The 15,704-nt window shown below is 42.4% G+C and carries 15 protein-coding genes; 6 read left to right on the forward strand and 9 right to left on the reverse strand.

What is annotated here, in order from left to right; translation table 11 throughout:
* Positions 1–17: 17 nt before the first annotated feature.
* The 3 genes from nadE to F0145_RS10340 all read left to right on the forward strand — a co-directional run bounded on the left by nadE (position 18) and on the right by F0145_RS10340 (position 3,972).
* Positions 18–1,889 (forward strand): NAD(+) synthase, encoded by a 1,872-nt coding sequence (gene nadE / locus F0145_RS10330; RefSeq protein ID WP_150088326.1) that lies wholly within the window; start codon positions 18–20, stop codon positions 1,887–1,889.
* A gap of 133 nt (positions 1,890–2,022) precedes the next feature.
* Positions 2,023–2,889, forward strand: coding sequence for a prolipoprotein diacylglyceryl transferase (lgt, locus tag F0145_RS10335; protein WP_150088327.1), 867 nt, complete (start codon positions 2,023–2,025; stop codon positions 2,887–2,889).
* A 276-nt stretch (positions 2,890–3,165) separates the two neighbouring features.
* Positions 3,166–3,972 carry a hypothetical protein gene (locus F0145_RS10340; protein ID WP_150088328.1) on the forward strand — a complete coding sequence of 269 codons (807 nt, stop codon included), beginning with the start codon at positions 3,166–3,168 and terminating at the stop codon, positions 3,970–3,972.
* An 86-nt stretch (positions 3,973–4,058) separates the two neighbouring features.
* Here the strand turns inward: F0145_RS10340 and F0145_RS10345 are convergent, their stop codons facing one another.
* Complete coding sequence (locus F0145_RS10345) at positions 4,059–4,847, reverse strand: SdiA-regulated/phytase-like domain-containing protein (protein WP_150088329.1); 789 nt, start codon at positions 4,845–4,847, stop codon at positions 4,059–4,061.
* A gap of 217 nt (positions 4,848–5,064) precedes the next feature.
* Positions 5,065–5,286, reverse strand: coding sequence for a membrane protein insertion efficiency factor YidD (yidD, locus tag F0145_RS10350; RefSeq protein ID WP_150088330.1), 222 nt, complete (start codon positions 5,284–5,286; stop codon positions 5,065–5,067).
* An 89-nt stretch (positions 5,287–5,375) separates the two neighbouring features.
* Between yidD and F0145_RS10355 the strand changes: the two genes are divergently transcribed.
* The 3 genes from F0145_RS10355 to F0145_RS10365 all read left to right on the forward strand — a co-directional run bounded on the left by F0145_RS10355 (position 5,376) and on the right by F0145_RS10365 (position 9,730).
* Positions 5,376–6,197, forward strand: coding sequence for a PorV/PorQ family protein (locus F0145_RS10355; RefSeq protein ID WP_150088331.1), 822 nt, complete (start codon positions 5,376–5,378; stop codon positions 6,195–6,197).
* Positions 6,198–6,203: 6 nt separating this feature from the next.
* Positions 6,204–8,300 (forward strand): helix-hairpin-helix domain-containing protein, encoded by a 2,097-nt coding sequence (locus F0145_RS10360; RefSeq protein ID WP_150088332.1) that lies wholly within the window; start codon positions 6,204–6,206, stop codon positions 8,298–8,300.
* Positions 8,301–8,674: 374 nt separating this feature from the next.
* Positions 8,675–9,730: a hypothetical protein gene (locus F0145_RS10365; protein WP_150088333.1), complete on the forward strand. Its 1,056-nt coding sequence runs from the start codon at positions 8,675–8,677 to the stop codon at positions 9,728–9,730.
* Positions 9,731–10,042: 312 nt separating this feature from the next.
* Here the strand turns inward: F0145_RS10365 and F0145_RS10370 are convergent, their stop codons facing one another.
* From F0145_RS10370 to F0145_RS10400, 7 genes are all read right to left on the reverse strand, one after another.
* On the reverse strand, positions 10,043–10,597 hold the full coding sequence (locus tag F0145_RS10370) for a hypothetical protein (protein ID WP_150088334.1): 555 nt from the start codon (positions 10,595–10,597) through the stop codon (positions 10,043–10,045).
* 20 nt (positions 10,598–10,617) lie between these two features.
* Positions 10,618–10,797 (reverse strand): hypothetical protein, encoded by a 180-nt coding sequence (locus F0145_RS10375; protein ID WP_150088335.1) that lies wholly within the window; start codon positions 10,795–10,797, stop codon positions 10,618–10,620.
* 420 nt (positions 10,798–11,217) lie between these two features.
* Positions 11,218–11,820, reverse strand: a complete 603-nt coding sequence (locus tag F0145_RS10380; protein WP_150088336.1) for a sigma-70 family RNA polymerase sigma factor — start codon at positions 11,818–11,820, stop codon at positions 11,218–11,220.
* Between the two features lie 10 nt (positions 11,821–11,830).
* Positions 11,831–12,343, reverse strand: a complete 513-nt coding sequence (locus F0145_RS10385; RefSeq protein ID WP_150088337.1) for a GNAT family N-acetyltransferase — start codon at positions 12,341–12,343, stop codon at positions 11,831–11,833.
* Between the two features lie 146 nt (positions 12,344–12,489).
* The gene (locus tag F0145_RS10390; RefSeq protein WP_150088338.1) at positions 12,490–12,918 is read right to left on the reverse strand and encodes an ArsI/CadI family heavy metal resistance metalloenzyme; all 429 of its coding nucleotides are present in this window, start codon (positions 12,916–12,918) and stop codon (positions 12,490–12,492) included.
* 93 nt (positions 12,919–13,011) lie between these two features.
* Complete coding sequence (locus F0145_RS10395; protein ID WP_150088339.1) at positions 13,012–13,665, reverse strand: ankyrin repeat domain-containing protein; 654 nt, start codon at positions 13,663–13,665, stop codon at positions 13,012–13,014.
* Between the two features lie 91 nt (positions 13,666–13,756).
* Complete coding sequence (locus F0145_RS10400) at positions 13,757–15,667, reverse strand: DUF3857 domain-containing protein (RefSeq protein WP_150088340.1); 1,911 nt, start codon at positions 15,665–15,667, stop codon at positions 13,757–13,759.
* Positions 15,668–15,704: the final 37 nt, after the last annotated feature.

Consider the following 15,704-nt stretch of genomic DNA (forward strand, 5'->3'; position numbering starts at 1 on the left):
CCTTTTTTTATAAGCTTATGCAAACTTCTTTAAAACTGGCAGGCGCTGCCCTGAACCAGACTCCACTCGATTGGGAGAATAATCTCCAGAATATTAAAACCGCCATTACCCAAGCCCAGGAGCAAAAGGTAGATATTTTGTGTTTGCCCGAACTTTGTATTACGGGTTATGGCTGCGAAGATTTGTTTTTGAGTCCGTGGTTACCCGAACGGGCTTTTGAGAAATTACTGGAAGTAAAAAATTGGTGCGCGGGATTAACGGTTTGCATCGGTTTACCCGTGCGTGTGTTCGGGCAGGTTTTTAATACGGCCTGCGTTATCCGGAACCAGGAAATAATTGGGTTCACCGCCAAGCAATTTCTAGCCAACGATGGGGTACACTACGAGCCCCGGTGGTTTTCGTCGTGGCCGGCCAATGAAATCCGGGAGTTCCAAATAAATGGCCAAACCTACCAGATTGGCGATATTATTTATGAAGAACAAGGAATAAAATACGCTTTTGAAATTTGTGAAGATGCCTGGCGACCCGATACCGATCGGCCTGCAGTGCGGCATTTAGAAAAAGGCGTACAACTTATTATAAACCCCAGCGCCAGCCACTTTGCCATGAGCAAAACCGACCTGCGGTATAAACTGGTGCTGAATGCTTCTAAAAAATTTAACTGCGCTTATTTATACGTAAACCTGCTGGGCAATGAAGCCGGCCGCATGATTTACGACGGCGAAATATTAATTGCCCAAAATGGTAACCTGGTGCTGCGCAATAATTTACTCAGCTTTAAGCAAGTAGATATGGAAGCATCTGCGGTAGATTTTGCCAACCCGTTGCCACCAATTAACCAGATGGTTTCGTTGGGTGAAATTGACGAATCGAAAGAATTAATAGCGGCTTTAAGTTTGGCATTATTTGATTATTTGCGCAAAAGCCGGAGCAAGGGTTACGTACTCTCGCTTAGTGGTGGGGCCGATTCTTCGATGTGCGCCGTAGCGGTGGCCGAAATGATTCGGCGGGCCATTTGTGAGATTGGGTTAGATGAATTTACCGAACGGCTGGGCTTTTTTAAACCAGAAGAAATTGCCGAACTTAAAAATTTAGCGGAAGATGCCCAGGTAAAAGCGCTTTGTGGTCGTTTGCTTATTTGTGCTTACCAGGCTTCCCGCAACTCTTCCGAAGATACTTTTCTATCAGCCGAAGGCCTGGCAAAAAGTTTGGGCGCTACTTTTTATAATTGGTTTATTGATGATGAAGTAGCCGGTTATACCTATAAAATTGAAAAATCGATTGGCCGTAAGCTAACCTGGGAAACCGACGATGTTACCTTGCAAAATATTCAGGCGCGGGTGCGGGCTCCGGTTATCTGGATGCTGGCGAACTTAACTGGTTCTTTATTAATGTCTACTTCTAACCGCAGCGAAGCCGCCGTTGGTTATGCCACCATGGACGGCGATACGGCCGGTAGTATTTCGCCGCTGGCCGGCGTAGATAAAGCTTTTTTGCGGCAATGGCTCGTTTGGGCGCAGCGCGAATTGGGTTACGAAGGCTTGCAGTACGTAAATAATCTGCAACCTACGGCCGAATTACGACCCGCCGAACAAGCCCAAACCGATGAAAAGGATTTAATGCCGTATCCCATTTTAAACCAAATAGAACGGCATGCGTTTTACGACCGTTTATCACCGGAGCAGGTTTTCGAAAAAATGCGCGGTTCGGAACCCGACGATGTGCTGAAAATGTATATTCGCCGCTTTTATACCCTCTGGACCCGCAACCAATGGAAACGCGAACGCTACGCCCCGGCCTTTCACCTCGATGACTATAACCTGGACCCCCGGAGTTGGTTACGGTTTCCGATTTTAAGCGGCGGCTTTAAAGAAGAGCTGGATTTTTAATGCCATCAGCTAAATAGTTAATATAATATAAAGCAGAAGCCCCGTTAGTAAATTGGGGCTTTTGCTTTATATAAATAGGCGCTTGTTGTGTACTCCCCACAAAATCGTAATTTTGAATTTTACATACCTAACTATGGCTGTTTTAAATTACATTACCTGGGACGTATCCGACGAAATATTCCGATTTACCTTGCCAATATTTGGCAGTGTGGCTTTGCGTTGGTACGGGTTGCTTTTTGCATTGGGCTTTGTTTTCGGACAAATAATTTTGACCCGCATTTACAAGGCCGAAGGTGTTCGGGAAAAGTGGGTAGATGTAATTACGCTTTACATGATTGTGGGTACGGTATTGGGAGCGCGTTTGGGTCATTGTTTGTTCTACGAGCCGGAAGTATATTTAAAAGACCCCATCCGGATACTTAAAATATGGGAGGGTGGTTTGGCCAGCCACGGGGCTACCGTAGGTATTTTGCTGGCCCTTTACTTGTTTGCCCGAAAATATAAATTTGATTATTTGTGGGTACTAGACCGCATTGTAATTGTAGTGGCTTTGGGCGGGGCTTTAATCCGGTTGGGTAATCTGTTTAATTCCGAAATTGTAGGTAAGGCAACAGATGTACCCTGGGCATTTATATTTATGCGTAATTTTGAGTTTCCGCAGGTTCCCCGGCACCCGGCCCAACTTTACGAGTCTATCTCCAGCTTTTTATTATTTTTAGCGCTACTCTTGCTTTGGAGCCGTTTAAAAGCCGCTACGCCGCGCGGCCGTATTTTTGGTTTGTTTGTGGTTATTTTATTTACCCTGCGTTTTTTATACGAGTTCCTGAAAGAAGCACAGGTAGATTTTGAAGAAACCATGACTTTAAATATGGGGCAAATATTGAGTATTCCGCTTATTTTAGTGGGCTTATGGGTATTAATTCGTTCTTACACCCACCCGGTTGTGCCGGTTATTGATCCTTTCGATCCGGAAGAAAGTAAAGTTAAAGTAAAAAGATAAGCTGCCGGTACGCAGTTTTGTAAAATACCCGAGTAGCGCCTTGTAAACAGGACGTTTCCTCATTCCGTAACAACCATTAGGGCATTTTTAGAGGCAAATTAAACCTTGAGAAATGCCCTAATATTTTTTGGTTGCAAAAACGCAAATATTAAAGCTTCGGGTAGTGCCGGCTAAGGAATATTAAAAAATAATATAATTACTAGTAAATTATCTTGCTTTGGTATATGCGTTAAAATACCAGCGCTGTATTAATTATTCACCCTTAACCCAAAACACATGAAAGTAAAACAAATATTAAATTTACCTGTCGGGGCATTTCTAATTTTGATTTTTATGAGCGTAGGCGCGTTTGGGTTTCGGGTTAGCGAGTCAGCGAATATTGCCGGTACAAATCAGAAGCTAGCTGTTGGGGCACTTACAGGGGCCTGGCGTTTGGTAAAAACAACTGATCCGGCCCGAACAGCACCCAACGTTGTAAAAATATTGACAGATGGTTATTTTACGGCCGCCGATTATAACCTGAATAATAAAGAATTTATAGGCGCGCAAGGTGGTACGTATACCCTGCAAAATGGCCGCTATACCGAAAACCTGGAATATTTTACCCAAGATTCAGTACAGGTTGGTACCAGTAAGGTATATAATTTAACTACCAAAGGCAGTACCTTGCAACTAACCAGTACAGCAAAAAACGGTAAAAATATTATTGAAACTTGGGAGCGGGTAGATGCCGGCGACAGTCCGCTTACCGGTGCCTGGCGCATTCGGGAGCGCGAAACCCAGCCGGGCCAGATGACGGTAATGCAACGCGGTGCCCGCAAAACCATAAAATGGCTATCGGGTAAGTGGTTTCAGTGGGCAGCCATTAACCCCGAAACCAAACAGTTTTTTGGCACCGGCGGCGGCACTTACACCCTTAAAGATGGCAAGTACACCGAAAATATTGAGTTTTTCTCCCGCGATAATAAACGGGTGGGCATGAGCATTTCTTTTGATTATGAATTGAAAAACGGCGACTGGCACCACCGGGGTTTAAGTACTACCGGCAATAAAATTTACGAAATCTGGGCCAAAGAAAAATAAATCGGGTTTAGCTTAAATAATATTTATGCCGGATGTTGGTTGAAATGAAATATATACGTGCTTAGTTGGCTGGCTCTTTACGGTTTTTAAAAAGAATACCGGTAGAGGTGCCCTTCTTCGTTGGTAATAATTAGTTCTTGGTTACCCGTGAAAACGGCGCCTTCGGTTTGGCCAACCTTACCTAAATTTAAGGTTTGCATTTTACCACCGAAGAAACCACCCGTAGCTGTGGGGTGGAATAAATGAATTTTACCTTTGCTCAGCAGCATCAGCGTTTTACCATCCGGGCTAATATCGGCGCTGGTAACCGGTTGGTTTACTTCATATTGTTCGATTAGCTTGGCTTCGTAGGTGCCGGGTTTATCGGGCAATTCGTATAATTTGGCTTGCACGCCGTCTTCCCGGTCTTTGGTTACTAAGTGCAATTTGTTCTGGTGCCAGAATATAGCTTCACAGTCGAATTCATAATGGGCTTTATCGGCGGTGCCATTTTTGCGGTCGGCGTATTCAAAGGTAATTTCCTGCAGGTTATCTGGGTCTTGCGGGTTAAGCTTATATATTTTCAGCACCTTTCGTTTGTTGCTGTTATTCCCGGTATCGCCAATGTAAATATTCCCTTTGTTATCGCGAGCCAAATCTTCCCAGTCTACATTTTCGGCATTGTTTAAGGTTATAGTTGCCAGTAAATTTCCTTTTTCGTCTATTTTGTAAATATTAGCCGGGTTGTTCGCATCGCTGTGGGTGTAATATATTCCGGGTTTCCCGGCTTGTTCTATGCCCGAACTTTCTTTTATTTCGGAAGGCAACGCTGCAATTTTTATGGCTATGTTTTCGGTTGTGTTGGTGGCATTAGTAGTGGAAGTTGTTAATTTCAAAGTTTCAGCAGGAAGGGTATTAGAAGTACCGTAATCAGTAAAACCGTAGACTGCTACAGAGCAGCATATTAAAACAATCCCCAATTTAAGAATCAAGCGCATATTCGTTCTTCAGAAACAAAAACTAATTAAAAGCATTTTTGTATTTTCCAAATAAATAAAACGCAAAACAAGAAGCGGGGTTTTCTGGATTAAAAACAATAATGCTTTTGTGCCATCAGGGTACCGGATCGTAACCCGTGCCGCCCCACGGATGGCAGCGGGCTAAACGCTTTAAAGCTAACCAACCGCCCCGGAACGGGCCGTGTTTGGTAACAGCCTCGGCGGCATATTGCGAGCAAGTTGGTGTAAACCGGCAACTTGGTGGTTTAAGGGGCGAAATCATTCGTTGGTAAATCCAAATTATACCCAATAAAATTTGTTTAACTATCCCTTGCATAATTGTATCGGTTACCTTTTAAGTACGTAAATAACCCTTGCTAATGAGGTAAAATTAATAACTAAAATCTGCAATTACCGGGCGGGTACATGAAATATAAAAATAAGCTGGTGCTCCTAATAATGCTGGTTTGTTTAAGATTGCCTGTTTGGGCCGGCAACGATCCGCAACCTGCTGGCGCCCGGACAGCCGGTTTAGCCGGAGTAGCCGTAACGCTAACCGATGTGTGGGCTGTAACCAATAATATAGCGGGCATTACGGCTATTAAGAAACCTACCGTTGGCGTTTACGCCGAGAACCGATTTAATTTAAAAGCCTTAAGTACCGTTACCCTACAGGGCGTATACGCTTTAGGAAAGAACGGTGCGCTTGGGCTGGAATTGCTGCGGTTCGGCGATAAATTGTACAACGAACAAAAACTGGGCTTGGGTTATGCGCACCGCATTGGTCCGGTGAGTTTGGGCCTGAAAGCGACCTTGCTGCAGCTACACCTGGAACAATTGGGCAGCCGGCGAGCTGTGGCTCTGTCGTTTGGCGGCCAATCCGAAATAATTCCGAAACTTACCTTTGGCGCTCATATTTTTAATTTTAATCAGGCCAAATTAGCCAGTTACCAAAGCGAGCGGTTCCCTACGGTTATGAAAGCCGGCTTGGCATATCAGCCCGGTTCTAAATTATTGCTGAGTTTAGAAACGGAAAAGGACTTGCGGTATTCGGCTGATGTTAAAGGAGGATTGGAGTATAAACCCATTACGCAACTGGCTTTACGTACCGGTTTTTCTACCGCCCGGCAAGCTGCTACGGCAGGGGTGGGTTTTGTTAGCCAGCGGTTTAGCATCGATTATGCCTTGGGCAGCCATTCGGTTCTGGGTGTTAGCAACCATCTTTCAATTTCTTACGGGTTTGAATAAAGGCTTATGGGGAGAAAACTCTTGCTACTGGGGCTTGCTTTTGTTTTTCAGTTTACGGCTAAGGGCCAGGAATACCAGCGGCCGGCTATTAACCTGGAATTAATGGTGCAGGAATTACTGGCGCAGCAAGAAGAAGATAACCCGGTTTACGAAGATATTTACGAGAATTTGCTGTTGTATTATCAAAATCCTATTAACCTGAATAATACCAATCCGGAAGAACTAGCTACTTTATTTGTTTTAACGCCCGCCCAAATCCAAAATTTGTTCAAGCATATTCGGGCGCAGGGTCAACTCTTGAGTATTTATGAATTGCAGGCCGTACCTGATTGGGATTTAATTACCATTCAAAAAATATTGCCCTTTGTAACCGTGCAAGACCCCAGTTTATTAACTTCAAGGCAAGCGCTAGGGCAGCGTATATTTAATAACAATAACCAATATTTAATAGCCCGCTACGACCGAACCTGGCAGCAACGCCGGGGCTATACTGCCCCCGATACCATTGGCAACCGCCTGACTATCCGTTATACGGGTTCGCCGGACAAATATTTGCTACGCTACCGCAACAGCCACGCCCACGATTTTAGCATTGGTTTTACTGCCGAAAAAGATGCCGGCGAAGCCTTGGCCTGGAACCCCAATCAACACCAGTTCGGGGCCGATTTTTATTCTGCACACTTACAGGTTTACAACAAAGGCAAGTTAAAAGCGCTGGCTTTAGGCGATTACCAGTTACAGTTTGGGCAGGGCTTGTTGCTGTCGTCAGGGTTTTCGGTGGGCAAAGGAAGCGAAACCATTACCACCGTGCGCCGCAGCAACGTGGGTATCCGGCCGTATTCGTCGGTGCTGGAAAGTGGCTTTTTCCGGGGAGCAGCGGCAACCTATTATATCCGGCAAAATATGGAGCTTACCGGTTTTATTTCTGGTAAACGGATTGATGGGGCTTTACAGGCAACAGAAGATAGTTTGGCACAAAACGCGTTTTCTTTTGGCGGCGTGCAATCTTCGGGGCTGCACCGAACGCCTACTGAGTTGCAAAATAAACACCAGCTACGCGAAAGCATTTACGGCAGTAACCTAACTTACAAGTCGCCGGACCGCAATCTGGTTGCCGGCGTAACTATACTAAATACCAGTTATAATATTCCTTTGCAGCGAAACAATGCAAGCTACAATGCCTTTAGTTTTAACGGTCGCCAGAATACCAATGTAGGGGTGCATTACAGTTATAATTTTCAGAATATAAATATTTTCGGCGAAACCGCCCGCTCTACTGGTGGCGGACTGGGTACGGTAAATGGGTTAATGGCCAGTTTGTCGAAACAAGTTGATGTGGCTTTGGTTTACCGCAACTACGCCCGGAATTTTTATAATTTTTACGGCAATGCCTTCGGAGAAAATACCCGCAATCAAAACGAGGTGGGCTGGTATACGGGTTTAAAGATTAAGCCCTATGCCAAATGGGAAATTACTGCTTACTACGATAAATTCCGTTTTCCTTGGCTGAAGTACCGGGTAAATGCGCCATCGCACGGTACGGAATATTTGGTGCGGGTGCTGTATAAACCCACCAAAACAGCCAATTTGTACGCCCAATTCCGGCAGGAAACCAAAGGTTTAAACCGCCGCGACCCGAACCGCCAATTAGATTATGTAGCCCCGGCAACCCGCCGCAATTATTTATTTTACCTGGATTTTTCGCCGCTGCCGTTTTTGGTTTCCCGCACGCGGGTACAAATGAGCCAGTACCAACACGAGCATCCCTGGGAAACCGGCTATTATATCGGGCAGGAAGGAATTATTAGTTTAGGTAAAACCGTAATCAGTGCGCGGTTGGCATTTTTTGATACCGATGATTATGACACCCGGCAGTACGTAACGGAGCGCGATGTGCTTTCAGCATTTTCGGTACCGGCGTTTTTTGGTACGGGAACCCGCGTTTACCTGGTTGTGCAACAAGCTTTAAGCAAAAAAATAGATACCTGGCTTAAAATTGCCAATACGCAATACCATAATCAGGAAACTATCGGCTCCGGCTTAGAACAAATTTCCGGACCGGCCCGCACCGATATTCGTTTTCAGGTACGCTATCGTTTGTAGAATATAATGATTGAAATGCTAAACGAAAAACCGGATATAATAAAATTTATTAAAAACAATATAGAAAATTCTAATAGTTAAATGTTGAAGTAAAATTTCAGATTGAAGTAGTACCTACTAAGAATTTCGCTTTGAATATTTAAAGGAGTAGTAATCTCTATTAGTTTACTTAAAATCTACTCATATCAAGTAGACTTTTTTATTTTAAATTAAATAGTATTATTATGCTTCTCGCTTCTACTTATTTAAACGGCTAGTTAATTCTAGTAGCTAAAGCATTGCTGACGCTTCGTCTAATTACTAACTTTATTCGATTACGTTGTAGAGGGCATAAAATATAAGATGAGGAGGTAAGGCCAAAAAAATAATCTAAAATGTTCGATAAAGTATTTGATTCTTTTAAAGATAACTTCTCTCAAAAATCAAGAAACCCTTTTCTTGCAACAATCCTTACAATATGGATATTTAGGAATTGGCGATTAGTGTATGGCTTGTTTACTTTCGACGAAAAGACAACTCAGAAAGCTAAAATAGCTTATATTTCCAATTATTTCAAAAAAGTTTCTTTTTATGAAGACTTATTTTACTGTATCGGTTATGCATTCGGTGCTTTAGTTATCACCTATTGCTTACTAGGAGCATCAAGATTTATCATTGATTTATATGATAACATTATTTTGCCCCGGATCAAGAAAATAACGGACCCTAAAAGCATTGTAGATAAAATGGTGTTCGATGAGGTTGTAACAAATCTTGGGAGCTTTGAAAAAAAGTTGGCTGATGAACGAGAAGCAAGAATTAAAGCTCAAAATGAAAGAGATTCCCTAGAATCTCGTAATGCGGACCTCTTCGTGAGTAATGCTCAATTATTACCATTAAAAGAAGAAAATGAAAAACTATCAAATAAGGTTAAACAAAATGAGATTAAAATTATTGAACTAACAGAATCACATGTATCCTTCAAAAGCGTGGAACAGGATTACTTTTTGGTTAAAAATGAGAATGAGAAACTTAAAGTCCAAATAGTTAACTTCAAAGATGAAATTGCTGGTTTGTATGAGATAAAAAGGGATCGAGAAGTAGTAGAAAGGGAAAACTTAAAGCTCGAAGCTGAAAATATAAAGCTTGAAACTGAACTTAATGATATCTTAAATAAAAGTATATTGCCTAATCAGGATAGTATAGATGATGTTCAAACACAATTAAAAAAATCAGGAAAAACTTTGCTTTTTATAGAATTAGCGAAATCCATTTACAATGGTAAATCAATTAATACCATCAATTCCGAGTCTAAGGAATTAATTAGTTATTCCGAAAAGTACAACTTAATTAAACTAAGAAATAGTGCAGGAGATGTTAAACAATACGAGCTTACTGACTTAGGTAAACACGTTTTTCTACTCTTGAGAACAAGTGAACAAAATAAATAGGGGGTTAAAAGATAACCGCGCTAAGAAATGAGAACAAAATGTTTTATAGCCTTGTGACTGCCTAAAATCTTTCTTAATCTTTTTTTCTGCGTAATAATAGCTGTTAAACTGGACGCCTTGCTCAAAATTGCTTGAATACATTATAGTCACTGCAAACCAGTAGTCCTAGCTTGGCAGAAGTTGCAAACTCCACCCGCATGAATACTCATTACTAATTATCTTAGCAGATCTAGAATATTTGATAAGTAATTTACTGTGGAATAATGTATTCTTTAAAATTACTTTCTATAAAGAAGAATTAAAGAATCAAATTTACCAAACAACCTGCTGGGTACGCCTTTTCACTTCCCGTATATATTTTCTGTCTAAGCCGGTTTCGTCAGCAATTTGCTTTACGGTTTTGCCCTGACTTAATTTTCTTTTTACTAATGCTTCGTTCGAGAGCCGGTGGCGGTTGGATTTTACCTTTGGCTTGGTTTTGGTTTTACTAGTGGTGGTTACGGCGGGTTTGCTTTCGCTTTTGGTGCTAACTTCCGACTCGGTAGGAGTTTCCGGTTTTTCGTTGTGGGCTAATATTTCTGTATTTACTATTTCAGTATCAACGGGTTCTGGTTCTACTGCTTTCCCCGGATTACTTATCTGGTTATGGCGGCTGTAGGTATTTTGGGTATAATCTGGCGTTTCACTTTCAGCTTGTTCTTCGGGCGTAATATATTCCGCTTCTACAAAGGCGGGTTCTGGTTCGTACAAGAGGTTAGATGGCCCGAATTGCACCGCGTAGATCGCCGCCGCAATAATTACAATAATCAGAAAAGCTCCCAAGCCCCCGCCACCTTTTTCTTCTTTGAGCCAACGTTTAAAATTCATGTTTAAATTTATTCATTTGGTTAAAGCCCGGGATAATTTTTAGCTTCTTCGGCTTCCAGTTTTTCCAGGAGCAACTGCCGGAACAAACCGGCTAAACTAATCCCTTTTTTATCGGCTAATATTTTGCCTTTTTGCAGTAAATTTTTCTCCAGTCTTATCTGAAACGATGTTTTGCCTTCTTTATCAGCTTCTTCTAACATAGGTCGGGGCTTCTTCTAAGTAATATTTAAGTAACAGTTATATTAACCAATACTTAATCGTTACGAAATTAACTTAAAAGTGATACACAAACGTTATACATAGATCGAATTTAATTAAATAATGCGCTCAAGTAGTATTTAGATTCAAGCTATAAATTGAGAACTTGAGAAATAATACTTAGCTATAACGTTAATTTTTAATTTGCCAACCTAGGCTGTTTTGGGCTAATAGACAGAAGAAAGCAATACTAATTATTTATTGATGACGTATTATTTGCCTTCTTTTGAAGAAAATAGCTAATCCTGCGCCTGGAAAAACCATGCCAGAATTAGCTGTTATTAATATAGGCGTTTAAAAATTAAACTTGATGCGTGGTGGCGTAACGCTGATAACACCTTTAAAAAATTGCCTAGCAACTTTTATAGCAAACGTTGCAGGGGTTTACAATTGGGGCGAGGGCGCGCTTGCAACAATTGACCTCTTGGGTCAAATTCCAGGTAAAAGTGTTTTAAAAACAAAGCTTTTAATTTTTCGCGGCCCCGCTGAATTCTGGATTTAGTATTAGTTAGCGTAAGATTTAAGCTAAGCGCAATTTCTTTTTGCGATATACCTTTAATATCGCTTAGGTAAAGCGGGCGGGCATATTTTTCGGGTAGCATCGCGAGCAGGGGTTCAAGTAGTTCCAGCATTTCTGTGGCAAAATTATTATCTGTTTCGGGCAATATTTCTTCAAAATTGGCCATAGAACTAACCGGTTTATTGGCCCGGTAATAATCTGTGATAGCGTTGCGGGTAACCTGGTACAGCCAGGCTTTGGGGTTTGTTACTTTTGGTAATTGCTCGCAGTTCTGGTAAATCTTTAAGTAAAGTTCTTGGGTAAGGTCGTGGGTAATATCCGGGTTGCGCACTTGTTTCCGAATAAAGCCTTTTAATTTTTCTTCGTAAGTAAAAAATAAAGGGGCTACCTGGTTGCAAGGCGCAGGTGCGGCTGAGCAGCAAATATTATCCTGGTTCTGATTCATTTGAATAAAGTTAAACCCCTATCAGTTGGCTCCGGCGCTCCAGCAGGCATACATCGCGCCAGATGTCGTGTAACTGACCTATTTTTTCGCGCACGCCCACTACCCGGAAGCCACAATTTTCGTGCAAAGCCAGGCTGGCGGTATTTTCTTTAAATATGCCGGCCTGTAAAGTCCAAAGGCCATTCGCTTCCGATGCTTGAATTAAATTATTTAGCAATTTTTTGCCAATGCCCATACCCCGGAATTGCTCTCCTATGTATACACTTACTTCGGCTACGCCCCGGTACACGCACCTGCCCGAAACCGGAGTTAAAGCGGCCCAACCCGCTACTTCCTGTTCGTGTAAAGCCACCAGCCGGCTGTGCGGCAAATGACTTTTATCCCAGTCCGGCCAATCCGGCGATTCGGTTTGCAGGGTAGCATTTCCGGTGGCAATACCTTCAAGGTAAATCCGGGAAACAGCGGTGTAGTGCTGGGCCTGTAAAGGCTGTATAGTAAGGCTTTTGGTAGCTAAAATACGCATATTGCCCAAATATTTAACTTTAAATTAAGAATAATTTCGCTCATTTATAAACCTGACCAAAAGCAATTAAATTAACTGGTTTTGGCCAGGTGCGGTTAAGTATAGCGAATATTTTTGTTCCTGTTGCCGAAGTAGTTCTGGTAATATTATTTTTCGCAGCAAGTGGGTTCGCAGCATGCCGAATTGGCTGGTGCTTTGGCTTCGGTGTAAGTAGTAGAGGAACCAAAAGTATAAAAAGCTTCCCAATCAATGCCTTGGGGGTCAGTAATCCAGGATTTTTCCGATTGCGCGTAGCAGCAGGTGGTTTGGCCTTCTTCCCGGATGGCACCTTTAGCCTGTTCTAACCGATTGTAAACTTCGTTTAGTTCTTCCGAACTTTCGGCCTGAATACCTAAGTGCTCCAGGCCAATTTTGTCGGACCGCAACGAAATAGCAAAGTTTACCCGTGGGTCTTCCAGCAGCCATTTGGCATAATCGGGCTTTAAAACAGTTGGCGAAGCGGCGAATAAGGCATTATAAAAAGCTACTGATTCATCCAGGTTTTTAACGCGTACGTGCACATGTAATCTTTTCATGGTTCTTTGGTTTAGAGGTTAAGATTTATTTACACCCCGATGACGGTAAGCCGGCTGAAAAGACGCAGAAATTTTAAAATATATTTTAGATATTTATAAGCTAAACCATTTAGCCGCATCGTGGCCGCTGGCAATGGCTAACTCCATAGGCGTTTTGCCGGTATCGGTCATAGCATTAATATCGGCCATGTGTTCTAATAAAAATTTAATTAATGCTTCGTCGCCGTTTTGAGCAGCCGCGTGCAAAGGGGTAAAGCCTCCCGCCTGTACTGCATTTATATCGGCCCCGTTTTCTAGTAAAAGTTTTACCAGTTCAATATTTTGGGCAGCAACCGCACTGTGAATTGGGCTTACCCGCAGGCCATTCTCAGAGGCGGCATTTACATCGGCCCCGTTCTGAATTAACAAGTGCGCTACCTCCGGGTAGTTAAAAAAACAAGTCAGGCCCAGCGGGCTAAAGCCATCGGCCGACAAGACGTTTACCGAGGTTTGATCTTCTGCTATGTGTTTTGTTACCGCCTCCAGGTTGCCGGTAGCGGCGGCTTCGTGAATGGTTAATTCTGGGCTTTTCGCTATTAATATTTGTGTAATATCAGGCTGGCGGTGGTAAACCGATAAAAGGATCAGCGATTCGCCGTTAATTCCTTTGGCTTCTTGCAGTAAATCTGGTTGGGCTTCCAGCATAGATTTTACCTGGGCAACATCGCCGGCTTTTACCGCATCAATTAATATAGGAGCTTCTGACATAGTTCTAAAATCTTTAGCAGTTTTGATTTTAAGCAGTAATATAACTGCATTATAACATTACTATAGATTTATATAAGTTCGTTGGTTAGGGCTATTTAGTTGCAAGTACCACCTGCATTTTATCTGCTTTCTGAATTTTTTTGTAAAATTCTATTAGTTCGTTGTAAGCAGAAGCAGGAAAACGGCCATTGTTTATGCGGAGCGTACGGGTATAAGTCAGGACATCTTTTTCTATTTTTACCGAAGCCGAATATTCTCCAAAACGGGAATTTATTACCTGGGGCTCAGGTATAAGTTCAGGCTCGAAAGTGCTGGATGGTAATTGGTAACTAATTACATCGGTATCGATATAGGGCATGCCCGTTATTACATCTAAGCGCCGGTTTTCAACTTTAGGCGGAACATAACTTAATTGGTTTAATAAATTAGGCGTTAAGAATAAGCGTTTGCCACTGATAGAACCGTATTTATTAATAGTAATATTTAATTTTTCGGTTACAGCCGGCAGTTTTCCTTTTTGCCGGCTAAAGTCATATTTCCGGATTTCAAAACTGGGTATTTTTACATTGCCATAAAGCCATTTTTTCTGGGTATCCGAATCGGCCGTTATAATGTGGCTTATTTCGTCTTGTTGCAAGGCAGTGTAAGTAGTTTCTATATTGGCTAAGCCATTGCCACTGGCATCTAAATTTACTGTTGCTTGTCGGTTTTGAAGGTTTTGCGGGGCATTATAAACCGGCGTTTTAATTAACTTGCCACCTTCTGGGGTGATTAATAAAGCATGGCGTTTGCCCGTAAAACTTCCGGAATAACCCCACGATTCGGATTGGCTGGTACATTCTAACCAAATGGTATCCTTAGCCATGGGTACGCACAATACCGCGTGGTTAAATTGGTTACTCGGAAAATCAACCTGGATATCGCGTTCGTTTCTGCCAGCCCGAATGAGGGTGTAGAAAGAGTTAATGCCTACCGCCTTTAACATGGCATGCGTGTAATTAGATAAAGCTTTACAATCGCCGTAGCCCTTATTATCCACAAAAGAGGCTTCAAAAGGCTGATATCCACCTATGCCCAACTGAATACTTACGTAACGGGTCTTCGACTGCAAGTATTCATATATTTTCTGCACTTTGGTTAGGTCGTCAGGCGCATCGGCTACCAGCGCTTTTAAATGAGCAACCGTAGCTTCCGGCAGTTTGTCTTTACCAGTATTTAATTGGTTAATCCAGTTCCCGAAAGATGTCCAACTATTCATATTTCCTTTATAGCCTTCGTACTCAAAATCGTCAGGGGCGGTAAATAGGGCCGGTACCTGTTCCAAAAAAGAGGGCTGGAAAGGAATGGTTTCCTGGGCAGCCAAACCAGCTACTTGCCAGGTATGCACCTGGTTTTTATCCTGGACAGAAACCTGGGGCTTATCTGGCAGGTTAATTCCTTTATGGCGGAAGGTCATGCCGGCCGGAATAATTACCTGGAATTTAGCTGATTCTACCGCCAGATTTGTTTCGTCTTGGGGGAGCCAGGTTGGATAAAATAATAAACCATTATAACTGATTTCGTACTCGTATTCTACTGTATAAGGGTACTGAAGTGCATTCAATTTAGCGCCCTTTACCCGACTATCATCGAAAAGGCTGCCATTATCAACGGCACTTACATCTATAATATCCGATTTTTTCAGTTGCTTTGTTTCTTTACCATTTTGATCATATAAGGTGCCTTTCAGGTAATTTACTTTGCTTTGCTTGTCGTAAGGCACCATTAATATTGCGTGTTCGGCTGCATTTTCGTCGAGAATGGTAACCACATACCGTATTTTTTTGGTGGCCGCACTTACAGATTTCACAGTAAAGGTAGTTTCGTGCTCGCGAACTACGGCGTGCGCATTTTCTTTTAGTGCTTCCGGCACGCGTGCTACTTCGTATTTGGCCGCCGGAGTCGGATTATAAAAAGTTACCCAAATTGGCAGCAGAAAGTGGTAAATAATGGTACTAATCATAAAATATTATAAAGAAATCTTCTACAAAGAATCAAGC

Origin of the sequence: Adhaeribacter rhizoryzae (genome assembly GCF_008629685.1) — a bacterium.
GTDB classification, from domain to species: domain Bacteria; phylum Bacteroidota; class Bacteroidia; order Cytophagales; family Hymenobacteraceae; genus Adhaeribacter; species Adhaeribacter rhizoryzae.